A 23,512-nucleotide genomic window follows, 5' to 3' on the forward strand; every position below is an offset into this window, starting at 1 on the left:
TAACGGTGCTCGGAGCGGCGGGCGATGTCGGCCACGGTGCGCAGATCCTCTGTGTCGTCGGGACGGTCTCGTCGGGCGCCGTCGTGATGTTGTCGAGCATAGGCCCTGGACAACGTTGTCAGAGGACGAGAGACTGTAGGTCACACCGATCAACGGCCTTCGCCTGCCCTTATGGAGACACCGCGCCCATGCATACCGACCTCACCGCCGACCTCGTCGTCGCGCTGGACATCGGCGGCACCAAGATCGCCGGCGCCCTGGTGGACGGCGGCGGTGCGATCCGAGTCCGGGCGCAGCGGCCGACGCCCGCGCGGGAGGACGGCGAGACGGTGATGCGAGCGGTCGAGGCCGTGATCGCGGAGCTCGCGGGCTCGCGCCTCTGGGACGCGGCGGGTGCGGTGGGCATCGGCAGCGCGGGTCCGGTCGACGCCTCCGCGGGCACCGTCAGCCCGGTCAACGTGCCGGGCTGGCGAGGGTTTCCGCTGGTCGAGCGGGTGCGCCGGGCGGCCGGAGGCAGGCCCGTCACGCTGGTCGGCGACGGCGTCGCGATGACCGCGGCCGAACACTGGCTGGGAGCGGCCCGGGGCCACGACAACGCCCTGTGCCTGGTGGTGTCGACCGGCGTGGGTGGCGGACTGGTCCTCGGCGGCCGGGTACACGCGGGCCCCACCGGCAACGCGGGCCACATCGGGCACATCAGCGTGGATCTGGACGGCGATCCGTGTCCGTGCGGCGGGCGGGGCTGTGTGGAGCGGATCGCGAGCGGGCCCCACATCGCCCGGCGCGCCGTGGAGAACGGCTGGCTGCCCGGGCCGGACGGCGACACCTCGGCCGCCGCGGTGGCCGCGTCGGCGCGGGCCGGTGACCCGGTGGCCGTGGCCTCCTTCGAGCGGGCGGCGCAGGCGCTGGCGGCGGGGATCGCCGCGACGGCGACGCTCGTCGAGATCGACATCGCGGTGATCGGCGGAGGGGTGGCGGGCGCGGGCGAGGTCCTCTTCGCCCCGCTGCGGCGCAGTCTGCGCGACTACGCCACGCTCTCGTTCGTCCGCGCGCTCGAGGTCGCGCCGGCCCTGACGGGCACGGACGCGGGTCTCCTGGGCGCGGCCGCGGCGGTGTCGCCGCGGCATCGCGAGGGCGCCGGGGTCTGGGGCTGACGAGCGCCGCCCGGGCGGCGCCGGGCGTGGCCCGGCCGCCGCGCAGGTCCCCGGTGCCGACTCCCCGTGAGGGAACTCCGGCGCGGATCCGGGTCCGGCCGGTCCGCCGGCGCGTCACCCTCTCGCCGCGACCGCCGTCCGCTGCCGCACGACCACCAGGAACGTGTCGGACTCCAGGTCCATCACGACCTCCGCCGGGAGCCCCTCGCTCCGGCGGGCGCTGGCGAACTCCTCCGCCGGCCAGCTGCCCCGCGGGCCTCCCGCGGGAAACCTCTCCAATACCGTACGGCTCATCTCCGCATCCCCTTGCCTCGCCGGTCCAACGACGGTCCGTGCCGAAGTGTTACGCACCGGGCCGCACGGACGTTCGCGCAGTGAGGCGACTCACATGCCCGACGGCCCGCCACAGGGCCCGTCTACCCCCGTCGCACCGGCCGGAACGCTCCGGTTCAGCCGGGGGGTTTCCGTGGCAGGGTGTTGCGGGCAAGCCACTGTGGGCTACCGAAGAGGGGGAATCGTGATCGTCTGGATCAACGGTGCGTTCGGCGCGGGGAAGTCCGGCACCGCGCGCGAGCTGGTCGATCTGATCCCGAACAGCACGCTGTACGACCCCGAACTCACCGGCGGCGCGATGAGTTCGCTCCTGCCGAAGAAGCGGCTCGCCGAGGTCGGCGACTTCCAGGACCTGCCGATATGGCGCCGTCTGGTCGTCGACACCGCCGCCGCGCTGCTCGCCGAGCTCGGCGGCGTTCTCGTCGTCCCCATGACCCTGCTCCGGCAGGAGTACCGCGACGAGATCTTCGGCGGCCTCGCCGCCCGGCGCATCGAGGTGCGGCATGTCCTGCTCGCACCGGATGAAACGATCCTGCGCCAGCGGATCCTGCGGCGGACGCCCGACGGCTCACCGCCCGAGGAGATCGACGGGGTGCGCCGGTGGTCCTACGACCGCATCGAGCCCTACCGCGCCGCCCGGGACGGCTGGCTGGGCGAGGACGCCTACGTCGTGGACAACTCCGCGCTCACGCCCGAGGAGACCGCCCGGGTGGTCGCCGACGCCGTCCGGGCGGGTGCCGCGGCTCCCTGCGGGATCGTCCAGACCCCCGAGCCGACCGGCGAGACGCTGGCGGCCGGCGTCCTGCTCTTCGACGAGCAGGACCGCTTCCTGCTCGTCGACCCGACCTACAAGCCGGGCTGGGAGTTTCCCGGCGGAGTCGTCGAACGCGGCGAGCCGCCCGCCCGCGCCGGCATGCGCGAGGTCGCCGAGGAGATAGGGCTGGAACTCGACGCCGTGCCCCGCCTGTTGCTCGTCGACTGGGAACGGCCCCAGCCGCCCGGATACGGCGGCCTGCGCCTGCTCTTCGACGGGGGCCGCCTCCCCGCCGCCGAGGCGGGACGCCTCCTGCTGCCCGGTGCCGAACTGCGCGGCTGGCGCTTCGTCACCGAGGAGGAGGCGGCCGACCTGCTGCCACCGGTCCGCTACCGCCGGCTCCGCTGGGCCCTGCGTGCCCGGGAGCGCGGCACCGTCCTCAACCTGGAGGCGGGTGTCCCGGTCGGCTGACCACGGCCCCGCTCCCGCGCGGTGACCGGCGGGCCGCCCCCGGGCCCCGCTCGGGGGCGATCGGCCGGTCACACGGGCGGGACGTCGACGACAGGCCCTACCCCGCCGCCGCACACGAGGGACGTTTCCCGTCCGACACACGGCGGAGACGACGGGGCGCGCAGCGTGGCGACGTCGAATATTCCGGCGACATCCCGAGGCGAAGACAGCAGGATGACGCGGTGTGAATCCCGCGCTGCCCGGCCTCGCCGTGAACCCCGCACTGCCGTCCCACCTGGTCGACCGGCTGATCGACACGGCGGACGACGAGATCGCCTCCGAACTGGCGCTGCGCGCGGACCTGAACCGCGCTCAGGTCCGCGCGCTGGCCGCTCGATCCGAGCCGGCCGCCGTCCAGCTCGTCCACGAGGGCATGCTGCGGACGGAGGACGTCGACCCCGCCACGCGACCGCTCGCCGCGCTCGCCCTGCTCGACGCGGGGGCCGGTCTGCCGCAGTGGGCCCGTGTCTTCGCCGCGGACCCGTGCTCGGAGCGCCGGGAAAGGGTGGCCGCCTGCCCCGGACTCCCGCCGGACGTGGTCCGCCGCCTCGCGGGCGACACGGAAGCGCGGGTCGTCGCCGCGCTCGCCTTCGAGGCCCCGTCCCTCCTGGCCGCCGAACTGGCGCGACATCCGCACACAGAGGTCCGCCGCGCGGTCGCCGGCAACGAGACGGCGCCGCCCGAGCTGCTGGCGGCGTTGCTGACCGGCGAGGGGCTGACTCCGGCGAAGAGCTGCCGGGTCTGCGACCAGGAGGAGGTGCCCTTCGTCCACCCCCCGGACTGCCCCCGGCGCGACTGCGGGCTGCTGCCCGGGGACGCATGTGACGGAACACATCAGTCCGCGGTACACGACATCCAGTGGCAGGCTCTGCGCAACCCCGCCACCCCGGTTCGGGCCGTGGCCAGGTTCGCCGACCACCCGTCGGCGCTGCTGCGTGAACTCGTCGCCGCACGCGAGGGTCTGCCGCAGCACGTCTACGCGCGACTGGCCCGTGATCCGGTGCCGGCGGTCCGCGCGGAACTGGCCCAGAACCCGTCGATCGACGAGGCCCTCGTCCGGAGCCTCGCCGAGGATCCCGGCCACGACGTCCAGCGGTCCCTCGCGCACCACCCCGCTCTGCCCCTCGACGTCCTGGCCCGGCTCGCCGCGTCGGCCAGGCTCGGCTCCCCGCTCCTCCCACGCGTCGTCGCGGCCACACCCGAGGAGGTCGCCGACCTCGCGACGGCTGCCGATCCGACCCTGCGCATGCTCGTCGCCATGCGCCGCGACCTGCCCGACCCGATCCGGGACGCGCTCGCGTGCGACCGCGACGCGAAGGTCCTCAAGGCGATCGCCCCACACCCGGGTCTCACCGAGACGCAACTGCTCGCCATGATCGACCTTCACGGGCCCCGGGTGGCCGCCAAGGTCGCCACGAACCCCGACGCGACGGCGATCGTCCTGGAACGCCTGACCCGTCAGCCCGCCTCCGCACGGAAGGTCTTCCGCGAGATCGCCCGGCATCCGCACGCGTCGCTTCCCGCGCTTCTCGCCTGCCTGTCGGACCCTCAGGCCCGCCCCGTCGCCGCCGCACGTCCTGAGCTTCCCGCCGGGGTCCTCGTCGATCTGCTGGCGGACGAGGACTGGCAGGTCCGGGATGCCGCCGCCGCGAACCCCTCTCTTCCCGCCGACGCCATGGTCGCCCTCCTGCCCTGAGCCGCAGGGCGGCGGGCAGTCGACCGCCGTCCCGCCGGTCACACGGGCGGGACGTCGACGACAGGCCCTACCCCGCCGCCGCCTTCAGCCGCGCCGCCGCGTCCTCGGTCACCGGGTCGCCGTGGCCGCAGCAGAGGACCGAGGGCTTGAGGTCGGACAGTCGTCGCATCGACGTCATGGCCCGGTCGCGGTCCACATGGAACACCCCGAAGGTCACGCCCTGTACCGAGGCCACCGTGTCGCCCGTGAACAGCACGTCGTGGCGGGGGAGATGGATCGCGATCGAGCCGTCCGTGTGGCCCGGGGCGTGCACGACCACGGCTCCGCCGCCGAAGTCCAGGACGTCGCCGTCCTCCAGCTCCCGGTCGACGCGGGTCGGGGGCGCCTCGGGGACGGTGAGGCCGTGCGCGTGGAGAGGGATCTCCCAGTCCACGAGCGTCGGTTCGGGGACCGGCGCCTCGCCGCGGATCACGGGGGCGTCCAGGCGGTGGGCGAGGATCTCCGCCCCGAGACGGTCCGCGAGTTCGCCGGCCGAGCCGACGTGGTCGCGGTGGCCGTGGGTGAGGACGATCCGGCGCAGGCGGCCGGGGTCGAAGCCGGCCCCGCGGAGTGCCGCCTCGACCTCGGGCGCCGCACCCGGCCAGCCGGCGTCGATCAGGGTCAGCTCCTCGTCGTCCTGCCACAGATAGGCCTGGCCGATGGGGAAGCGGAGCATGTGCAGGCGCGGGGTGATGGCGAGGAAGTCCATGCGGCGAACGTAGGCAGGTCCCCACGTCCGCCGCACGGAAGTACGCTTTCGGCGAGCTTCGCCGAGCGCTTAACCCTGCTTCGAGCGCGCGTAGTTCACCAGGAAGTGCGCCTCCGCCACCGACAGCCGCTCCAGCTCCTCCGGCGAGACCGACTCGTTCACCGCGTGGATCTGCGCCTCCGGCTCGCTCAGGCCGATGAGCAGGATCTCCGCCTCCGGGTAGAGCGTCGCGAGCGTGTTGCACAGCGGGATCGAGCCGCCCATGCCCGCGCTCTGCATCTCCTCGCCCGGGTAGGCGATCCGCATGGCCTCCGCCATCGAGGTGTACGCCGGGCTGGCCACGTCCGCACGGAACGCCTGGCCCTGGCCGACCTGCTCGAAGGAGACCCGCGCGTTCCACGGGGTGTGCTTCTCGATGTGCGCGTACAGCAGCTTCGTCGCCTCGCCGGCGTCCTGGCCGGGCGGCACCCGCAGGCTGATCTGCGCGCGGGCCGTGGACGGGATGGACGGGGTCGCGCCGGCCACCGGGTGGCAGTCGATGCCGATGACGGTGACGGCGGGCCGGGCCCAGATGCGGTCGGCGACCGTGCCGTCGCCCGGCAGCCCGACCCCCTCCAGGACCTTGGCGTCCCTGCGGAAGTCCTCCTCCGGGTACTGCAGTCCGTCCCACACGGCGTCCGCCGGCAGCCCGTCGATGACCGTCGAGCCGTCCGCCGCCCGCAGCGAGTCCAGGACACGGATCAGCGCGGCCAGCGCGTCGGGCGCGGCGCCGCCGAACTGGCCGGAGTGCAGGTTGCCCTCCAGGGTGTCGATCCGGACGCGGATCATCGTCATGCCGCGCAGGGTCGCCGTCACGGTCGGCAGGCCCACGCGGAAGTTGCCGGTGTCACCGATGACGATGGCGTCGGAGGTCAGCAGCTCGGGGTGCGCCTCGGCGTAGCGCTCCAGGCCGCCGGTGCCCTGCTCCTCGGAGCCCTCCACGATCACCTTGACCGTGACGGGCACCCCGCCGTTCGCCTTGAGCGCGCGCAGCGCCAGCAGGTGCATGATGAAGCCGCCCTTGCAGTCGGCCGCGCCGCGCCCGTACCAGCGGCCGTCGCGCTCCGTGAGCCGGAAGGGCGGGGTGATCCACGCCGACTCGTCCAGCTTCGGCTGCACGTCGTAGTGCGCGTAGAGGAGGACGGTCGGGGCGCCGGCCGGGCCGGGCAGGACGCCGTACACCGACTGCGAGCCGTCGGGGGTGTCGAGCAGCGCGACGTCCTGGAAGTCCTCGGCGCGCAGGGCGTCGGCCACCCAGTTCGCCGCCGCCTCGCACTCGCTCCGCGGGGCCACGGCCTCGTCCGCGACCGACTCGAACGCCACCAGCTCCGCGAGCTCCGCCTGGGCGCGGGGCATGAGGTCGGCGATGGTCTCGGCGATCGGATTCGCGGTCATGGGCACGCTCCTGGTGGGTGCGACGTTAAGAGGGACGTAGCCGTATGAGTGTTGTACGGCGAACGCACGACCGATCCTACGGCGCGGGTCGCCGAAGATCGCGCCGTAGGATGCGGGGGAGAGCAGGGACGACCGGCCGGATCAGGAGCAGAAGCACATCGTGAGCAGCGAGAACGCAGACGCCGAAGAGGTACGCGCGGAGACGGCGGAGATCGGGGCCGGGGCGGCCCCGGCGGAGCCGGCCGCCGTCTGGGACGTGGTCGTGGTGGGGGCGGGGCCCGCGGGCGCGTCGGCGGCGTACGCGGCGGCGGTCGCCGGCCGTCGGGTGCTGCTCCTGGAGAAGGCCGAACTGCCGCGCTACAAGACCTGTGGCGGCGGCATCATCGGGCCGTCGCGCGACGCCCTGCCGCCCGGTTTCGAACTGCCGCTCCAGGACCGGGTGCACGCCGTCACCTTCTCCCTGAACGGCCGGTTCGCCCGGACCCGGCGCTCCCGCCGGATGCTGTTCGGGCTCATCAACCGGCCGGAGTTCGACGCCGGCCTGGTCGAGCAGGCGCAGAAGGCGGGCGCGGAGCTGCGCACCGGTGTCACGGTGTCGCGGGTGGAGCAGCACGGCCCGTCCGTGCCGGACCGGCGGACCGTGGCCGTCGTCCTGGCCGACGGCGAGACGGTGCTCGCCCGGGCGGTCGTCGGCGCGGACGGCAGCGCCGGCCGCATAGGGGCGCACGTCGGGGTCAAGCTCGACCAGGTGGACCTCGGCCTGGAGGTCGAGATCCCGGTGCCGCCGTCGGTGGCGGAGGACTGGAAGGGCCGGGTCCTGATCGACTGGGGTCCGATGCCCGGCAGTTACGGCTGGGTGTTCCCCAAGGGCGACACGCTCACCGTGGGCGTCATCTCGGCGCGCGGCGAGGGCGCGGCCACCAAGCGGTACCTGGAGGACTTCGTCGCCCGGCTTGGGCTCGCGGGCTTCGAGCCGTCGATCTCGTCTGGCCATCTGACCCGCTGCCGGAGCGACGACTCGCCGCTCTCGCGCGGGCGGGTGCTGGTCTGCGGCGACGCGGCGGGCCTGCTGGAGCCCTGGACCCGGGAGGGCATCTCGTTCGCGCTGCGGTCGGGTCGTCTCGCGGGCGAGTGGGCGGTGCGGATCGCCGAGGCGACCGATGCCGTCGACGCCCGCCGGCAGGCGCTGAACTACGCCTTCGCGATCAAGGCCGGCCTCGGTGTCGAGATGGCGGTCGGCCGGCGGATGCTGGCCCTGTTCGAGCGCAGCCCGGGTCTGCTGCACGCGACCCTCACCGGTCTGCGGCCGGCGTGGAACGCCTTCGCGGACATCACCCGGGGCGTCACCTCGCTGGGCGGACTGGTGCGGTCGAACGGGATGGCGCGACGGGCCCTCGACGTGCTGGACCGCCGGATGGCGGCCACGGGCGGTACCGCGCCCCGCGGGGTCACCCCCCGCGCCGGGGCCGGTGCGGACGAGGATTCCCCGGCCGTACGGGGCGACCGTGCGGCGGACCCGGCGTCCGCGGGCACCGACGCCGCGCGGGACACCGCGCCGGAGTCACCGGAAAACCTCTGAGCGATGCGTTCCGTCCCGTCGGTCCCGGGCACCCCTCCGGGGGTCGCGGCGGCCGGCGGGCGGCTCGCGTGCCCGCTCACGACGTCGTCGTGATGCGGAAGACCGGGTGGTCGGGGGCGGCGGCCAGGATCTCCTCGTCGGTCGACTTGGCGGTCACGCCCTGGAAGTACTGGTTGACCTCCCATCCCCAGCGCTCCAGGTAGGTGCGGAGCACCAGGAGCTTCTCCGCGTCCGGCAGCTCGACCGCCGTGAAGGTGCGGACCCTGCGGCCGATCCGCAGTTCACCACCGCCCGCCGCGCGCATGTTGCGCACCCACTGGGAGTGGCCGCGCGCCGACACCAGGTACTGCTCGCCCCCGTGCTGGTGCGGGTTGACCGGGATGCGCTGCATCCGGCCGCTCTTGCGGCCCTTCACGGACAGCTCGGCCGAGCCGAGGAGGCTGACGCCGTGCCGGGCGAGCCAGCCGACGACGCTGTTGAAGCGGATGGCGAGCGGGCTGCCCTGGAGGTAGTACGGCTGCGACGACATCGGGACTCCTCGGAAGAGATCACGAGCACAGCTCTTTTTTGTGAGCACTGCTCTCGCTTGAGAACAGTCTGCCTCTTCGGTGCCGCTTGTGCAAGAGCACTGCTCTCGTTTTAGTGCGGTGCTCCGAAACGTGGCAGACTGCTCCCATGACCAGCGTCCAGGGAGCCCGCGCCCGCGCCCGCATCGAGATCACCGCCGCCATCAAGGACGAGGCCCGCGCCCAGCTCGCGGCCGAGGGCGCCGCCAAGCTCTCGCTGCGCGCCGTCGCCCGGGAACTCGGCATGGTGTCCTCGGCGCTCTACCGGTACTTCCCCAGCCGCGACGACCTGCTCACGGCGCTCATCGTCGACGCCTACGACTCCGTCGGCGCCGCCGCGGAACGGGCCTGTGCCGCCGAGGGCCCGAACGGCCACCTCGCCCGCTGGACCGCCGTCTGCCGGGCGGTCCGCGCCTGGGCCCTCGCCCATCCCCACGAGTACGCCCTGATCTACGGCTCCCCGGTACCCGGCTACAGCGCGCCCCAGGACACCATCGGACCGGCCTCGCGCGTCGGCCTCGTCCTGATCGGCCTCGCCCGCGACGCCCTCGCCGCGGACGCGATCACGCGGCCCCCGCTGACCGAGGAGCTGCGTCCGGAGGCGGAACGGCTGACCGCCGACGTCGCCCCCGACCTGCCGCCCGCCGTCGCGGTCGCCCTCGTCGCCGCCTGGTCGCAGCTCTTCGGCCTGATCTCGTTCGAGCTGTTCGGCCAGTTCAACCGGATCGTCGAGGAGCGCCAGGCGTTCTTCGACGACGCGGCCGGCCGCCTCGGCCGCGCCATCGGCCTGGCGCCCGGCGCGTGACGTGGGGGCGGGGGCGAGGCGCGCCCGACGGGCGGGGCCCGGGTGACCGGCCCGGCCGGGCCGGCCGCGCCGTGCCGCAGCCCCGACCCTCGCCATGGGCTGCCCGCGACCTGCCGGGCGGGCAGGTCCCTGAGAGGACCCCGGCCGTACGGTCTACTCCCGCGGGAGTAGACGTCATCACCACGCCCGGCTGACGCCCGCGCCGCCGCCGCGCGTCTAGCGTGGCGGACATGGACCAACAGCCGACACCCGGCCCGGACCGAGGCGCTCGCGGCGGTCCGCCCTGCGGCCCACGCGGCCGGGGCGGACCGCCGCGCGCCTGGCGCTGGGCCGAGCGCGAGCCGGGCGGCGCCCTGCCCTGGCTCTCCACCGTCCTCCTCGCCGCCTTCGTCCTCGCCGGCTCCGGCTTCGCGGCGCGGAACCAGCCCGACCGGGAGGCCCTCGACGCCCTCGGCCGTGTGCTGCTGCTGACCGGGTCCGCGCTCCTCCTGTGGCGTCACCGCCATCCGGTGCCGGTGGTCTTCGGGGTCGCCGCGCTGACCCTGGCCTACTTCGCCGCCGGATACGCCTACGGCCCGGTCTTCCTCACCGTCGCCGTCGCCTGCTACGCCGCGATCGTGCACGGCCACCGGCGCGCGGCCTGGTGGGCTCTCGGGCTGCTGTGGGCCGGCCATCTCCTGGTCTCCCACTGGCTCTACCGCCATCTCCCGCCGGCCGGTGACGGCCCCGGCCCGTGGGGTCAGGAGATCCCCGTCGCCGCCTTCGCCGTGGCCGTCCTCGCCGCCTCCGAACTGGTCCGGGTCCGCCGTGAGCAGTGGGCCCAGCAGCGCGCCGAACGCGCCGCCGCCGAAAGCCGCCGGGCCGACGAGGAGCGCCTGCGGATCGCCCGTGAGCTGCACGACGTCCTCGCCCACTCCATCTCCGTCATCAACGTCCAGGCGGGCGTCGGTCTCGCCCTCCTCGACACCGACCCCGAACAGGCCCGCACCGCCCTCACCACCATCAAGGCGGCCAGCAAGGAGGCGCTGGGAGAGGTGCGTCAGGTCCTCGCCACGCTGCGCACCCCCGGCGACGCGCCCCGCGCCCCCGCGCCCGGCCTGGACCGGCTGCCCGAACTCGTCGAGCAGGCCGCGTCCACCGGGCTGACCGTGGAGACCGCGACCGAGGGGGACCCGGTGCCGCTGTCGCCCGGCACCGACCTCGCCGCCTTCCGCATCGTGCAGGAGGCGCTCACCAACGTGGTCCGGCACTCGGGTTCCCGTACCGCCAGGGTCGTGATCGGCCACACCCCCGGCGCGCTGGAGCTGCGGATCGACGACGAGGGGCCCGCCACCGGCGGCGACGCGGGAGGCAGCGGCAACGGGCTCGCCGGAATGCGGGAGCGGGCCGCGGCCCTCGGTGGCACGATCGAGGCGGGCACCCGGCCGGACGGCGGCTTCCGGGTGCGTGCCGTCCTCCCCGTACGCCCCGAGGAGACCCCGTGATCAGCGTCGTGCTCGCCGACGACCAGTCGCTCGTACGGGCAGGGTTCCGCGCGCTGCTGGACGCCCAGCCGGACATCCGGGTGGCGGGTGAGGCCGCCGACGGCGGAGAGGCGGTGGCGCGGGCCCGCGAACTGCGCCCGGACGTGGTCCTGATGGACATCCGGATGCCGCTCCTCGACGGCCTGGCGGCCACCCGCCGGATCACCGGCGACCCGGAGCTCGCCGCCGTCAAGGTGGTCATGCTGACCACCTTCGAGCTCGACGAGTACGTCTTCGAGGCCATCCGCTCCGGCGCGTCCGGTTTCCTGGTGAAGGACACCGAACCCGAGGAGCTGCTGCGGGCCGTGCGCGCGGTCGTCGACGGCGACGCGCTCCTGTCGCCCGGGGTCACCCGACGGCTGATCGAGGAGTTCGCCGCCCGGTCCAAGGAGCCCGCCGGGGCGGTCGGACTGGACGAACTGACCGAACGCGAGCGGGAGGTGATGGCCCTCGTCGGCATCGGCCTGTCGAACGAGGAGATCGCCCGGCGCCTGGTCGTCAGCCCCCTGACCGCCAAGACCCACGTGAGCCGCACGATGGTCAAACTCGGCGCGCGGGACCGGGCCCAACTCGTCGTGCTGGCGTACGAGTCGGGGCTCGTCCGGCCCGGCTGGCTGGGCTGAGCCCCCTCCGGCCCACCCGGCGTCACCGCCCGGGGACCGCCCGGGCCCTCGCCGTGGGACGCGACGGCGAGGGACGCGACGGCGAGGGACGCGACGGCGCGCGGGTCCCGGCGACAGGACCTGCGGTGCCCGCGCGCCGCCCCCGTCCCCCGGGTCAGTCGCGGACCGCGACCGGCTCCGGGGTCGTCTTCTCCTGGGCCGAGGCCTCCGGGAGGGGCTGCTCCGGGACCGACCGCCCGGGCGCGGTCGGCGCCGGGGTGGACCCCGCCACCACCCGGGAGTCCCGCACCCGGCGGGTGCGCAGCCCGGGCAGGGTGATCAGCAGGCCGGCCAGGGCGATGACCGTGACGACGGTCAGGCCGGGACGGAAGCCGTCGAGGACGCCCTGCGGGTCCCGCGCGGAGCCGGCCTCGCCGCCGTTGGCCGTGATGACGGCCGTGATCACGGCCAGGAACACGGCGCCGCCGACCTGGACGGAGGTGTTGAGCAGGCCGGAGACCATGCCCTGCTCGTGGTCCTCCACGCCGTTCGTGGCCTGGATGTTGAGGGACGGGAACACCAGGGCGCAGGCGGCGCCGAGCAGCAGCATCGAGGGCAGGATGACGGCCGCGTACTGCGGGGTGAGCGAGATCCGCAGGAAGAGGGCGTAGGCGACGACGAGCAGGGTGAAGCCGGTCGCGATCACCCGGGGCGTACCGAAGCGGTCCACCACCGCGCCGATCCTCGTGGACGACAGGGCCACCAGGGCGCCCGCCGGCAGGAAGGACAGTGCCGTCTGCAGGGCCGACCAGCCGAGCAGCGACTGCATGTACTGGGTCACGATGAACTGGAAGGCGACGTACGAGCCGAAGAAGGCGGCGGCGCCGAGCTGCGCCCGCACCTGCGAACCCGACCGCAGCACCCCGAGCCGTACGAGCGGTCCCGGACTGCGTCGCTCGATGGCGACGAAGGCCGCCAGCAGGACGGCGGTCGCCAGGAACGACAGCAGCGTACGGGCGGACGCCCAGCCCGCCTCGGGTGCCTGGACGACGGTGAAGACGAGCAGCAGCATCGCGGCCGTGCCCGTGACGGCGCCGGGCAGGTCGTAGCCGCCGTGGCCGCGCTCGCGGGCACTGTGCGGGATCAGGCGGACGGCGAAGGCGAGGGCGATCAGGGCGATCGGCGCGGGCAGCAGCATCGTCCAGCGCCAGCTGAGCTCGGTGAGGAGACCGGAGAGGACGAGGCCCATCGAGAAGCCGGTCGCGGCGCAGGTGGTGTAGATGGACAGGGCGCGGTTGCGCTGCGGGCCCTCCTTGAACGTCGTGGTGATGATCGACAGGCCGGCGGGCGCGGTGAACGCGGCGCTCAGGCCCTTGATGAAGCGGCTGGCGATCAGGAGGGGGCCCGAGTCGACGAGTCCGCCGAGGAGGGAGGCGAGGGCGAAGACGGCCAGCGCGATCAGGAAGACGCGGCGGCGGCCCAGCAGGTCGGCCGCGCGGCCGCCGAGGAGCAGCAGGCCGCCGTATCCCAGGATGTAGCCGCTGACGATCCACTGCAGCGTGGCCGTGGACAGGCCGAGATCCGTGGCGATCGAGGGCAGGGCGACGCCGACCATGGAGACGTCGAGGGCGTCGAGGAACATCGCGGCGCAGAGCACCAGCAGGGTGCCCCAGAGGCGCGGGCTCCAACGTTCCTGCGGCGGGGAGGCGGTGAGCGGAGTGGTCATGAGGAGCACGGTACATGCGCATGCATTGAATGCAAACGCATTTAATTCCGATGCAACAAAAGGCGTCTTCTCTGCTAACGTGCGGTCATGGGAGCGAACAAGTCCGAACGCGCACTCGTACAGGAGTGGCGGGACGTCCTCGCGTTGCACGCACGGACCACGTGCGAACTCGACCGGGCCCTGCACCCGCACGGACTCGGCGCCAGCGACTTCGAGGTCCTCGACGTGCTCGCCGAGCGAGCCTCGGCGGACGGCGATCTGGCCTGCCGCGTCCAGGACCTGGCGGGGCGCGTCCACCTCAGCCAGAGCGCCCTGTCCCGGCTCATCGCCCGCCTGGAGAAGGACGGGCTCGTCGTCCGCGCCATGTGCCCGGAGGACCGCCGGGGCGTACGGGTCCGGCTGACGGACGCCGGCCGGGAGCGGCACGCGGAGGTGCTGCCCATCCAGCGCGAGGTCCTGACCCGGATGCTGGAGGAGACCGGCTGAGGTCGGGGGCCGGCCGGGTCCTGTCCGGGGGTCTTCCCGGGCCCGCGACCACGGCCGATCCGGCGCCGCCCGGTCCCCGCCCGTGCCCCGCTACGACCAGGTGACGGCGGACTTCTCCCGCCAGAGCCGTACGAGCGAGTCGTCGCCGGTCACCGACACGGCCGACGCGGGCAGCCGGTTCCAGAGCGTCAGCAGGAGCCGGTCGGCCGGGCCGCTGAGTTCGCAGTCCGCCACGCCCGCCCCGGTCCGCTCGGTCCGCGGCGCCTCCGTCGACAGTCGTGACGTCCACACGTCACCGGTGTCCGTGGCCCGTACGCGCAGGGTCCGCGGCTCGGCCGTCCGCACCCGGCTGCGGGAGCGGCCGTGGAAGGCGCGCAGCAGCTCGTCGATCCCGTCCACGGCGGGCAGCGGGTCGACCGCGCCGGGGAGCCCGGCCGGCAGGGCGGACTCGGCGTCCGCCCGGTGGATCGTCGTCTCGTGGGCCTGCCGCCGGGCCCAGAACGCGAGCGGCGAGGGTGTGGGCAGGAAGGTCCAGCACTCCAGGTCGGCCGGAGCCGCCCGCAGGGCGGCGACGAGCAGGGCGTGGCCCTCGCGGTAGTGGGCGAGCAGCTCCTCGCCGTCCAGCGCGGGCTCGCCGCCGTCGGGGTGGTACGCGGTGTGGCGTTCGACGACGAACGCCGTCGCCCAGCGGTGCACCATCGACGTGTGCCGCAGCAGGTCCCGCACCCGCCACCCGGGGCAGGTGCGCACCTCGGCGTCGGGCCCGGCCTCCGCCGCCACGTCGGCCAGCAGGCGGCCCGCGGCCTCCAGGGCGTCGATGTGCTCGGCCGGCTGCATGATCTCCGCGCTGTCCATGAGCCGGAATTGTGCCGGAGGGCGGACGGCCGCGGGAAGGTTCCGCGTGCCGACCGGAGCGGCCTCTTCGCGTCAGGAGCCGCCCCCTTCGCGTCCGGGGCGGGCCCCGGCCCGATCGACAGGACGCCCCCTGGGGGCGAGGTCAATCCGCCTGGGGAGCCCGGGTGTTGCGGGCCGCGTACCCGATCACGGCGGCGCCGGCCGCCAGTACGGCCACGGTGGTCAGGGCCACGGGGAGCGAGAACCAGTCCGCGAGGAAGCCGATGGACGGCGGGCCGAGCAGCATGCCGCCGTAGCCGAGCGTGGAGGCGGCGGCCACCCCGCTCGGACCGGCGAGCGCGCCCGCGCGCGCCACGGCGACCGGGAAGATGTTGGCGAGGCCGAGACCGGTCACGGCGAAGCCGAGCAGGGCGGCCCAGACGTTCGGGGCGAGTGCGGCCGGCAGCATGCCTGCGGCGGCCGTCGTGCCGCCCACGACCAGGGTGCGGGTCTGGCCGAGGCGCTCCAGCAGAGCCGTGCCCGAGAGCCGGCCGGCCGTCATCGTCAGGGCGAAGAGCGAGTAGCCGGCGGCGGCCACGCCCGGGTGCGCGTGGAGGTCCTGCTCCAGGTGGAGGGCGCCCCAGTCGGCCAGCGCGCCCTCGCCGTACGCCGTGCACAGCGCGATCACGCCGAAGACGACGACCGCGCCGCGAGCGCCGGTCCCGCCGGTCCTGCCCCGGGGCCGGTCGGCGGCGGGGACCGTCTCCGGGAGGGCGGGGGACGGCTCCCGGAGCAGTACGGGACCGGCGGCGGCCGTCAGGAGCAGACCGAGGACGGTCAGGCCGAGCAGGTGGGTCGCGGGGGAGAGGCTGCCGGCGACGAGTCCGCCGAGGCCGGCGCCGAGCATGCCGCCGAGGCTGAACGCCGCGTGGAAGCTGGGCATCACCGGCCGGCGCAGCGCGGCGACGAGGTCGACGGCGGCGCTGTTCATGGCGACGTTGATGCCGCCGTACGCCGACCCGAACACCAGCAGGACCAGCCCCAGGGAGAGCGGGGAACGGGTGAGGGCGGGCAGGGCGATCGAGAGGGAGAGCAGGATGGCGGTCGCGACGGTGACGGCATGGCTGCCGTAACGGCGGCAGAGCCGTCCGGTGAGCGTCATCGTCACCACGGCGCCGGCCGAGACGCCCAGCAGCGCGAGCCCGAGGTCGCCCGCGGACGAGCCGGTCTGCTGCTTGATGGCGGGGATCCGGACCACCCAGCCGGCGAAGAGGAAGCCGTCGAGGGCGAAGAACAGGGTCAGGGCGGAGCGGAGGCGGGACAGGGAGGGAGAGGCGGTGTCTCCGCCGAGGCCCCCCGGTGCGGCCGTCCGTACTTTGTTTAGTAGCGGCACAAACTCAGGATAGGGGTCCACGGGTCCGGATTTCAACCGAGGAGGCAGGGGGAGCGGGGTGCGGAGGCGGTCCGGCGCCGCGGTGCGTTTCCGCCACCGCCCCGGCCTGCCCGGACCCGGCGGGATCGAGGGGCCGCCCGATCATGGGAGACTCGCCCCCATGAACGGCAAGGCGACGACGACGCGGACACGTCTGGACAGGGGGCGCAGCGCGCTCGGACCCGCGCTGGAACTGGTGCACACCGGCCGGGCGCCCACCCGCGCCGTGCTCACCGCCGAGCTCGGGGTCACCCGGGCCACCGCCGGCGCCGTCGCCGCCGAGCTGGAGGCGCTCGGCCTCATCCGCGTCGACTCCAACCCCGGGGCCGCCGCCGGGTCCCAGGGTCGCCCCTCGCACCGGCTCGCCGTGGACGAGAAGGGCCCCGTCGTCCTCGCCGCGCAGGTCCACGCCGACGGCTTCCGGGCCGCGCTCGTCGGCCTCGGCGGCACCCTCGTCGCCACCGCACCGGGCTGCGTCACCGTCTCCGCCGATCCCGCGCAGGTCCTCGGCGCGGTCGTGGACGCCGGCGCCGAACTCCTGGCGGCGAGCGGCCGCCGCTGTGTCGGTGCCGGGCTGGCGGCGCCCTCCGCCGTCGCCGAACCGGAGGGCACCGCGCTCAACCCCCTCCACCTCGCCTGGCCGGCCGGCGCCCCGGTCCGGCAGATCTTCGCCGAACGCGTCCGCGCCGCCGGCATCGAAGGGCCGTCCTTCACGGGCAACGACGTCAACCTCGCCGCCCTCGCCGAACACCGCCACGGCGCGGGCCGGGGCGCGAAGGACCTCCTGTGCGTCGCGACCGGTCACCGCGGCGTCGGCGGCGCGCTCGTGCTCGACGGGCGTCTGCACACGGGCAGTTCGGGCCTGGCGCTGGAAGTCGGCCACCTCACCGTCAATCCCGAGGGCCGTCCCTGCCACTGCGGCAGCCGCGGATGCCTCGACGTCGAGACCGACCCGCTGGCCTTCCTGACGGTCGCGGGGCGCGCGCCGGGCCCGGAGGTCTCCCTGCTCCAGCAGGCCCGCGACCTGCTGCGGACGAGTCCCCACGACCCCGGGGTCCGGGCGGCCACCGAGGAACTGATCGACCGTCTGGGCCTGGGCCTGGCAGGCCTGGTGAACATCCTCAACCCGGACCGCATCATCCTCGGCGGCCTGCACCGCGAACTCCTCGACGCCGACCCCAGCCGCCTGCGCGCGGTGGTCGCCGACCGGAGCCTGTGGGGCCGCAGCGGCGGCGTACCGATCCTGCCCTGCACCCTCGACCACAACAGCCTGGTCGGCGCGGCGGAGTTGGCCTGGCAGCCCGTCCTGGACGACCCGCTGGCGGCCCTGGGACGCCCTCGGCCCTGACACCACGCGGGCGGGGCGGGGTGCCGGCCTCTTGACGCCGGACGGAATCAGCCGCCCGCCCGCCACGGCTGGAGCTTCTCCGGGTTGCGTACGGCCCAGATGTGCGTGATCCGGTCGCCCGCGAAGGCGAACGCGTACACGGTCACGACGGTCCCGTCCTGCTGGGCGACCAGGCCCGGCTGCCCGTTGACGGTCCGCTCCAGGATCGTCAGGCCGGCCAGCCTGCCGACGAGATCGACGAGGCCGCGCGCCAGCTGCTCGGCGCCCTCGACCGGGCGGCGAACGACGGTGGCGAGACCGCCGCCGTCCGTGGTCGCCCCGACCTGCGGATCGAGGAGGCCGATGAGGGCGTCGATGTCCTTGGCTTCCCACGCGTCCTTGAAGTTCCTGACGACGGCGGCCTGCCGGGCGGTCGGGGGCGGGGGTGTCCGCGAGCCGCGGAGGCGGCGCCGGCCCGACGAGGCCAGCTTGCGGCAGGCCGCGGGCGTGCGCCCGACGATGTCGGCGACCTCGGCGAAGGGATAGCGGAAGACGTCGTGGAGGATGAAGGCGACGCGTTCGGCCGGGGTCATCGCCTCGAGCACCACCAGGAAGGCCATGCTGATCGACTCGTCGAGGGTGACGCGGTCGGCCGGGTCGACGGTGGCGCCGCCCGCCCGACCACCCGACCACTCCGCGGGCTCCGGCAGGGGCTCGGGGATCCAGTCACCGACGTAGTTCTCGCGTCGGGCGCGTGCCGAGCCGAGCACGTTGAGGCAGATGCGGCCGGCGACCTTGGTCAGCCAGGCGCCGGGCGAGGCGATGGCCCGCTGCTCCTGCGGGGACAGGGTGTACCAGCGGGCGTAGGTCTCCTGCACGGCGTCCTCCGCCTCCGCGAGGGAGCCGAGCAGCCGGTAGGAGAGGTTGATCAGCCGACGCCGCTCGCTCATGATCGCGTTCAGGGTCGGATCGGGTCGGCCGTCTCCCGGCCCGTACGGGGTGGTCATGGTGTCGCCGGCTCCCTCGGTCGCAACTGTCCTCACCGGTGAGACAGGACAGCGCCCCGGAACGTGACATGGCCGCCCCGCCTCACATTCCGCGCGCCGGTGTTGTCGGACCGGGTGAAACCCCGTCCGGAACCAGGCAAGGAAGGTCTCCCATGGCCACGCGAACGACGACCGACGCGATCACCGACGCGCTCACCAGCACGACGACCGACGCGACTACTGACGCGGCGACCGACGCGACCACCGACGCGACGACCGGGACGGCGACGGAGCAGGACGGTGCCCGGTCGCGGCTGCCCGACCCCACCCCGCTCTTCCCCGAACTGGCGAAACTCTCCGGTGCGGTGCGTAACGCCATCCGGAACGGGCCGGTTTCACAGACCACCATCAGCCTCATGCTGCTCCGTGCCGCCCAGATCGTCGGCAGCACCTACCACGCCGTCTCGTCGACCGAGAACCTCCGCAAGGCCGGGGAGACCGAGAAGCGCGTCACGGCCGTGGCGACATGGCAGGGCGCCCCCTGCTTCACCGATGCCGAACGGGTCGCGCTGGAGCTCGTGGAAGCCGTCCTCACCCCTAACCCGTTCGGGGAACGGGTCTCCGACGAACTGTTCGCCAAGGCGTCCGCGCTCTACGACGACGACGCGCTGTGGACGCTGACCATGGCGATCGGGCACTTCTCGATGTTCGTTCCGGTCGCCCTCATCGGGAAGCCGATCCCCGGCAGGCCGATCGGGAAGAACTACAGCAGGTAGCCCCGACGGGCGGCGGGCAGGGCGCGTGCCGCAGGCCGCGCGCCCTGCCCTGTCCTGAGGGTGGTCCGGCGTGATCAGTCGTCCTCCCCACGCCGCGGCACCCGCACCCCCGCGCCCCGGCCGGATGTGACCCACATCTCTCCGCCGGCGGGCCGGGAGATGTCACACGGCGTGCCCCCGACGCGTCCTGGGTGCGAGTGGATGGCCCGGCCTCATGCCGGGCGCATCCGGGCCAACGGAGGAGACCACGCCGTGAACAGACAGTCGTCGACCACACCCCGCACCGCCGCGTTCCTCAAGGCCGCGGTCGGCCTGCAGACCCTGACCCTCTTCTTCCAGGCGTCCACCGCCGGAGCGCTCCTGACCTCCTCCCACGGCTACCTCCTCCACGACATCGGCTCGCGGGTCATGTACGCCGCCTGCATGCTGTACGTGCTCGCCGCCGTGCTGGCGTGGCGCCTCGGCGGTGGTTCCCCCCGCCCCGTCCTGTACTCCACCGGCTTCCTCCTCCTCGCCTCGGCGCAGGTCGCCCTCGGCGTCGCCCACGTGCCCGGGCTCCATGTCCCGCTGGGCGTGGTGATGTTCGCCCTCAGCACCGTGGCCCTGGTCCAGGCGCTGTTCCCGCGCGTCCTGCTGCACCCCGCCACCAGCTCGAGCTGACGACCGGCGAGCGAACCGCCGGCCGGCCGCGCCGGCCCGCCCCTGGACCGTTCCGCCGGGCTGAGGGCCGGCCGGGGGAGACGGAGCCCGCGGCCGTACGCGTCACCGCCCGCCGGGCCGGCGCCCCGTCAGTGCTCCGGCCGGGCCCGCAGCGCCTGGATCGACCAGCCGAGCACCGGCCGCAGGCTCTCCGGGGCGGGCCAGTCGTTGATCACCGCGAGCAGCGCGAGGTACCGCTCCCGGCGCGGGTCGTTCAGGCCCTCCAGCCGGGTCAGGAGCCGCTGCCGGGGGCCGGTGTCGTCGCTGGAGTCGACGAGGTGTGCGCAGCGGGTCAGGAGGGCCGAGACGCGCGGCTCGGCCCGGGGCGAGGCCGGATCGATGCCGGCCGCCACGGCCGGGGCGATCTCGTCGCGGACGATCGCGGCCACGTCGTCGTGCGGTGAGGGCGGGCCGGCCTGAGCGTCGGCCGCCCGCTCCTCGGCCAGGCGGCGCACATGGGCGCGGAAGTCCGGGTCCTGCGACAGCTCGGCCAGTTCCACCCAGGCCTCGACCTGTTCGGTGGTGGCGTCCTCCGGCAGTTCCGGAGTCATCGAGCGGGCGATCCCCGCGAACGCGGGGCCGGTACCCACGCCCTCGAAGGCGGCGTCGAGGAAGTCGCCGACCAGCCGTCGGCGTTCGGTCGCGGAGAGCTTGGCAAGCCGGTGCATCAGATGTGTCTCCTCCAGGGTGGCCCCGCGCTTCGCCACAGCGGTCAGCACCGCGTGTCGCAGTCGCAGGACGCGGATCTCGACGGCCAACGCCTCCGCGTGCGCCGCGGCGACCTCGGCCGGCGTGCGTTCCTCGTCCAGGACCTTCCGGATGGTCGCGAGGTCCACTCCCAGGTCACGCAGGGTTCGTACGAGGTCGAGCCGGGCGACGGCCTCGTCGTCGTAGAGGCGGTAGCCGGCCGGGCTGCGGTGGGTGGGCGGTACGAGCCCGGCGTCGGAGTAGAAGCGGACGGTCTTGACCGCGGTGCCCGTTCGCCGCGCCAGCTCGCCGATCGAGTAGAGCGTGTGGCCGTTCATGCCGTTCATGTCCCCACCTTCCGGTCTCCCCCTGCCGGAGACTCAAGCCCATGAGAGAGGTTGCCGGACGGCCGTCGAGCGGCAGGTCGGCCTCCGCGTCGATCCGAGCCGTCAGCGTGGTGGCCGGATCCGCGCGACCGGTGCCGCGCCCGAACCGGAACGAATGTCCCGTTCCGTCGGCGCGCGAGCCGCGGGCCGGTCGAATTCGCTGGTCGACGGGGCGCGCACGGCGTACCGTCCGACCCTATGACCGATCATGATCTTCCGCCGCGTCTCGGCAACCTGACCTTCCACGGCCCGCTCTCCGAGGACCGCGCCGTCCGCATGATCGAGCGGATCGCGGCCGCCTCGCCCGCCACCGTCCTCGACATCGGCTGCGGCTGGGGCGAGTTGCTGATGCGCGTGCTGGAGGCCGCGCCGGACGCGAGTGGTGTCGGCATCGACATCAACGCCGAGGACCTGGCCCGGGGCCGGCTCCTCGCCCAGGAGAAGGGGCTGGCCGATCGCGTCGAGTTCGTCGAGGAGTCGGCGCTCGGCACCACGCGGGGACCGGTCGACGCGATCCTCTGCCTGGGTTCCAGCCAGGCCCTGTGCGACCCCGCCCTGCCGTACGATCCCGCGGCCGCCCTCCGGGAACTGCGCCGCCTCGTCCGTCCCGGCGGCCGGGTCGTGCTCGGTGAGGGGTTCTGGGAGCGCACCCCGACCGACGAGGAGCTCGCCGGGATGTGGCCGGGCGCCGGCCCCGACGACCACCTCCTCCTCGGTCCGCTCGTGGACCTGGCGATCGAGGCGGGCTTCCGCCCCGCCTGGATCGAGACGGCGAGCCGCGAGGAGTGGGAGGAGTTCGAGTCCGGCTACCGCCACGACACCGAGGTCTGGCTCGCGGCGAACCCCGGCCACCCGCTCGCCACGGAGACCCGCGAGCGCGTCGACGCGCAGCGTGCGAGCTGGCTGAAGGGCTACCGGAACGTGCTCGGCATCGCCTACCTGACCCTGATTCCGGTGGACTGACCAGCCCCTGGAGCCCTGCGTGGGCCCGCGCGGCCGGCGTCCGGACGGGTCGTCCACGGCGCCGGCCCGTCCGGGTTCACCCCTGCCGCCACCCGCGCAGCTGCGACCGCTCCGGCGCGGAGAGGTGGAGCACCTGGAAGCGGTCGCCCCGGTCCGCCGGCACGTCCCTCCCGTCCGTCGCCCAGAGCGTGAAGTGGAGCAGTTCCCAGTGCCGCGGGTCGACCGCCACCGCGCTCGCCACCACGCCCTCCTCCCGGGCCTCCCGCGCCTGCCGTGCCAGGGCCCCGGCGACCGCCTCGGCGGGTGCGACGCCACGCGGCACGGGGAGCGTGCGGCGCGTCGCGGTCCGCGGGACGTGCGGCGCCGCCGGACCCTCGTCGTACGCCAGCCCCGCCCAGTGCTGCACCACCGGACGGCCGAAGTCGCGCACGATCCCCTGGAAGCCGGGACCCCACAGGAACGCGTGCATGCCCTCCGGCCGCGCCCACAGGTAGAACGGGGCGTACTGGTTCACCGGCGATCCGTCCGCCTGTTCGCGCATCAGGTACGCCTTGAGCCCGAGCCCCGGGAAGTCGTCCAGCAGGTGGCCCCGGGTGGCGACCCGCTCGCGGATGAGCTCCATGGGGTGGTCGGCGGGCAGGGTGATCTCGTACTGCATCGCGTGCATCGGGCACTCTCCGGTTCTCTCGGGCGGGAGGCGTACGGAGGACCGTCCGGGCGCCGCGGGTGGTGATCGGGCCCGGTGGGGCGGGTGTACTCCTCCGGGGCCTGCGGGCACTTCTCGGGGTGGACGGGCCCCCGAACGGGCGGAGCGGGTCGGTCGTGTGCGGAGCCGTCAGGCCGCGCGAGGCGCGAGCAGGCCGAGGAGCCCCCGCACCGCCGCGTCGAAGGCGGCCGGCGACCCCGCCGCGCGGGCGAGCACGTAGCCGCCCTGGACGGTCGCCACGACGGTGGCCGCCAGTTCGGCCGGATCGAGCGGACCCGCCAACTCCCCGGTGTCCAGACCCTCCCGGACGACGTCGGCGATCCGGCCGCGCAGCCAGTCGAGGGTCTCCTCGACCGGGGCCCGCAGCCGGTCGTCGGCGAGGACGTCGGGGTCCATCGTCAGGCGGCCCAGCGGACAGCCCCTCAGCACCGGGCGCTCGCGCAGCAGATAGGCCTCCAGGCGCCCGTACGCCGAACCGCCGCCACCGAGGACGGCCTCCGCCGTGTCCCGCATCTCCTCGGCCGTCCGCCGGATCGCGGCCAGCGCCAGGTCCGGCTTGCCTGCGAAGTGGTGGTACATGCTGCCCTGCCCGGCCCCGGCGGCCTGCTGGATCGCCCTGGGGCTGGTGCCGACGTAACCGCGCTCCCAGAGCAGCTCGCGGGTGGCCTCGACCAGTCGCTCGGAGGTACTCATACGGCGAGTGTACATACCAGTAGGTACAGAACCGGGAGCAGTCGCCGCGGCCGTCTCTACTCCCCGTGTCGTACGGGCGAAGCCGCTGGCCGTACGACGACCCGGAC

23 protein-coding genes are annotated in these 23,512 nt (G+C 74.4%); 12 read left to right on the forward strand and 11 right to left on the reverse strand.

What is annotated here, in order from left to right; genetic code table 11:
• The first annotated feature begins 188 nt into the window (after positions 1–188).
• The gene (locus ACE1OA_RS30570) at positions 189–1,154 is read left to right on the forward strand and encodes an ROK family protein (RefSeq protein WP_356602216.1); all 966 of its coding nucleotides are present in this window, start codon (positions 189–191) and stop codon (positions 1,152–1,154) included.
• 114 nt (positions 1,155–1,268) lie between these two features.
• Here ACE1OA_RS30570 and ACE1OA_RS30575 read toward each other — a convergent pair whose 3' ends face one another.
• Positions 1,269–1,448: a hypothetical protein gene (locus ACE1OA_RS30575; protein ID WP_356602214.1), complete on the reverse strand. Its 180-nt coding sequence runs from the start codon at positions 1,446–1,448 to the stop codon at positions 1,269–1,271.
• Positions 1,449–1,671: 223 nt separating this feature from the next.
• On the opposite strand from ACE1OA_RS30575, the gene ACE1OA_RS30580 reads away from it, so the two are divergent.
• A complete protein-coding gene (locus tag ACE1OA_RS30580) occupies positions 1,672–2,712 on the forward strand; it encodes an NUDIX hydrolase (protein ID WP_361311861.1) in 1,041 nt (346 codons plus the stop codon).
• Between the two features lie 223 nt (positions 2,713–2,935).
• On the forward strand, positions 2,936–4,447 hold the full coding sequence (locus tag ACE1OA_RS30585; RefSeq protein ID WP_432753688.1) for a hypothetical protein: 1,512 nt from the start codon (positions 2,936–2,938) through the stop codon (positions 4,445–4,447).
• Positions 4,448–4,514: 67 nt separating this feature from the next.
• Here ACE1OA_RS30585 and ACE1OA_RS30590 read toward each other — a convergent pair whose 3' ends face one another.
• Both ACE1OA_RS30590 and ACE1OA_RS30595 read right to left on the reverse strand, forming a co-directional pair.
• The gene (locus ACE1OA_RS30590; RefSeq protein WP_432753689.1) at positions 4,515–5,195 is read right to left on the reverse strand and encodes an MBL fold metallo-hydrolase; all 681 of its coding nucleotides are present in this window, start codon (positions 5,193–5,195) and stop codon (positions 4,515–4,517) included.
• Between the two features lie 69 nt (positions 5,196–5,264).
• Complete coding sequence (locus tag ACE1OA_RS30595; RefSeq protein ID WP_384868387.1) at positions 5,265–6,629, reverse strand: dipeptidase; 1,365 nt, start codon at positions 6,627–6,629, stop codon at positions 5,265–5,267.
• 160 nt (positions 6,630–6,789) lie between these two features.
• Here ACE1OA_RS30595 and ACE1OA_RS30600 point away from each other — a divergent pair, with 160 nt between their 5' ends.
• On the forward strand, positions 6,790–8,208 hold the full coding sequence (locus tag ACE1OA_RS30600) for a geranylgeranyl reductase family protein (protein WP_432753690.1): 1,419 nt from the start codon (positions 6,790–6,792) through the stop codon (positions 8,206–8,208).
• Between the two features lie 76 nt (positions 8,209–8,284).
• Here the strand turns inward: ACE1OA_RS30600 and ACE1OA_RS30605 are convergent, their stop codons facing one another.
• Positions 8,285–8,737, reverse strand: coding sequence for a nitroreductase family deazaflavin-dependent oxidoreductase (locus ACE1OA_RS30605; protein ID WP_356602206.1), 453 nt, complete (start codon positions 8,735–8,737; stop codon positions 8,285–8,287).
• 146 nt (positions 8,738–8,883) lie between these two features.
• Here ACE1OA_RS30605 and ACE1OA_RS30610 point away from each other — a divergent pair, with 146 nt between their 5' ends.
• The 3 genes from ACE1OA_RS30610 (at position 8,884) to ACE1OA_RS30620 (ending at position 11,725) form a co-directional block, all read left to right on the forward strand.
• Positions 8,884–9,579, forward strand: a complete 696-nt coding sequence (locus tag ACE1OA_RS30610) for a TetR/AcrR family transcriptional regulator (protein ID WP_432753691.1) — start codon at positions 8,884–8,886, stop codon at positions 9,577–9,579.
• Between the two features lie 230 nt (positions 9,580–9,809).
• Positions 9,810–11,063 (forward strand): sensor histidine kinase, encoded by a 1,254-nt coding sequence (locus tag ACE1OA_RS30615; protein WP_432753692.1) that lies wholly within the window; start codon positions 9,810–9,812, stop codon positions 11,061–11,063.
• Positions 11,060–11,725: a response regulator transcription factor gene (locus ACE1OA_RS30620; RefSeq protein WP_356602200.1), complete on the forward strand. Its 666-nt coding sequence runs from the start codon at positions 11,060–11,062 to the stop codon at positions 11,723–11,725. Before ACE1OA_RS30615 ends, ACE1OA_RS30620 begins: the two co-directional genes overlap by 4 nt.
• 154 nt (positions 11,726–11,879) lie before the next feature.
• On the opposite strand, the gene ACE1OA_RS30625 is transcribed toward ACE1OA_RS30620, so the two are convergent.
• Complete coding sequence (locus ACE1OA_RS30625; RefSeq protein WP_432753693.1) at positions 11,880–13,430, reverse strand: MFS transporter; 1,551 nt, start codon at positions 13,428–13,430, stop codon at positions 11,880–11,882.
• Positions 13,431–13,517: 87 nt separating this feature from the next.
• Between ACE1OA_RS30625 and ACE1OA_RS30630 the strand changes: the two genes are divergently transcribed.
• Positions 13,518–13,916: a MarR family winged helix-turn-helix transcriptional regulator gene (locus ACE1OA_RS30630; RefSeq protein WP_356779293.1), complete on the forward strand. Its 399-nt coding sequence runs from the start codon at positions 13,518–13,520 to the stop codon at positions 13,914–13,916.
• A 90-nt stretch (positions 13,917–14,006) separates the two neighbouring features.
• Here the strand turns inward: ACE1OA_RS30630 and ACE1OA_RS30635 are convergent, their stop codons facing one another.
• On the reverse strand, positions 14,007–14,753 hold the full coding sequence (locus ACE1OA_RS30635; RefSeq protein WP_432754110.1) for a maleylpyruvate isomerase family mycothiol-dependent enzyme: 747 nt from the start codon (positions 14,751–14,753) through the stop codon (positions 14,007–14,009).
• A 160-nt stretch (positions 14,754–14,913) separates the two neighbouring features.
• Positions 14,914–16,143 (reverse strand): MFS transporter, encoded by a 1,230-nt coding sequence (locus ACE1OA_RS30640; protein ID WP_432753694.1) that lies wholly within the window; start codon positions 16,141–16,143, stop codon positions 14,914–14,916.
• A gap of 160 nt (positions 16,144–16,303) precedes the next feature.
• Between ACE1OA_RS30640 and ACE1OA_RS30645 the strand changes: the two genes are divergently transcribed.
• A complete protein-coding gene (locus tag ACE1OA_RS30645) occupies positions 16,304–17,530 on the forward strand; it encodes an ROK family protein (protein WP_356602194.1) in 1,227 nt (408 codons plus the stop codon).
• A gap of 47 nt (positions 17,531–17,577) precedes the next feature.
• On the opposite strand, the gene sigJ is transcribed toward ACE1OA_RS30645, so the two are convergent.
• On the reverse strand, positions 17,578–18,516 hold the full coding sequence (gene sigJ, locus ACE1OA_RS30650; protein WP_384868395.1) for an RNA polymerase sigma factor SigJ: 939 nt from the start codon (positions 18,514–18,516) through the stop codon (positions 17,578–17,580).
• A gap of 152 nt (positions 18,517–18,668) precedes the next feature.
• On the opposite strand from sigJ, the gene ACE1OA_RS30655 reads away from it, so the two are divergent.
• Both ACE1OA_RS30655 and ACE1OA_RS30660 read left to right on the forward strand, forming a co-directional pair.
• Positions 18,669–19,271 (forward strand): carboxymuconolactone decarboxylase family protein, encoded by a 603-nt coding sequence (locus ACE1OA_RS30655; protein ID WP_432753695.1) that lies wholly within the window; start codon positions 18,669–18,671, stop codon positions 19,269–19,271.
• Between the two features lie 252 nt (positions 19,272–19,523).
• A complete protein-coding gene (locus ACE1OA_RS30660; protein WP_356602192.1) occupies positions 19,524–19,931 on the forward strand; it encodes a hypothetical protein in 408 nt (135 codons plus the stop codon).
• Between the two features lie 128 nt (positions 19,932–20,059).
• Here ACE1OA_RS30660 and ACE1OA_RS30665 read toward each other — a convergent pair whose 3' ends face one another.
• Complete coding sequence (locus tag ACE1OA_RS30665; RefSeq protein WP_356602606.1) at positions 20,060–20,995, reverse strand: MerR family transcriptional regulator; 936 nt, start codon at positions 20,993–20,995, stop codon at positions 20,060–20,062.
• A 246-nt stretch (positions 20,996–21,241) separates the two neighbouring features.
• On the opposite strand from ACE1OA_RS30665, the gene ACE1OA_RS30670 reads away from it, so the two are divergent.
• Positions 21,242–22,006 carry a class I SAM-dependent methyltransferase gene (locus ACE1OA_RS30670; protein ID WP_384868401.1) on the forward strand — a complete coding sequence of 255 codons (765 nt, stop codon included), beginning with the start codon at positions 21,242–21,244 and terminating at the stop codon, positions 22,004–22,006.
• 76 nt (positions 22,007–22,082) lie between these two features.
• On the opposite strand, the gene ACE1OA_RS30675 is transcribed toward ACE1OA_RS30670, so the two are convergent.
• Together ACE1OA_RS30675 and ACE1OA_RS30680 are read right to left on the reverse strand one after the other, a co-directional pair.
• Positions 22,083–22,673 carry a DUF4865 family protein gene (locus tag ACE1OA_RS30675; protein WP_356779288.1) on the reverse strand — a complete coding sequence of 197 codons (591 nt, stop codon included), beginning with the start codon at positions 22,671–22,673 and terminating at the stop codon, positions 22,083–22,085.
• Between the two features lie 168 nt (positions 22,674–22,841).
• A complete protein-coding gene (locus tag ACE1OA_RS30680) occupies positions 22,842–23,420 on the reverse strand; it encodes a TetR/AcrR family transcriptional regulator (protein ID WP_356602186.1) in 579 nt (192 codons plus the stop codon).
• Positions 23,421–23,512: the final 92 nt, after the last annotated feature.

This window comes from Streptomyces sp. JL2001 (genome assembly GCF_050917515.1).
Lineage (GTDB): Bacteria > Actinomycetota > Actinomycetes > Streptomycetales > Streptomycetaceae > Streptomyces.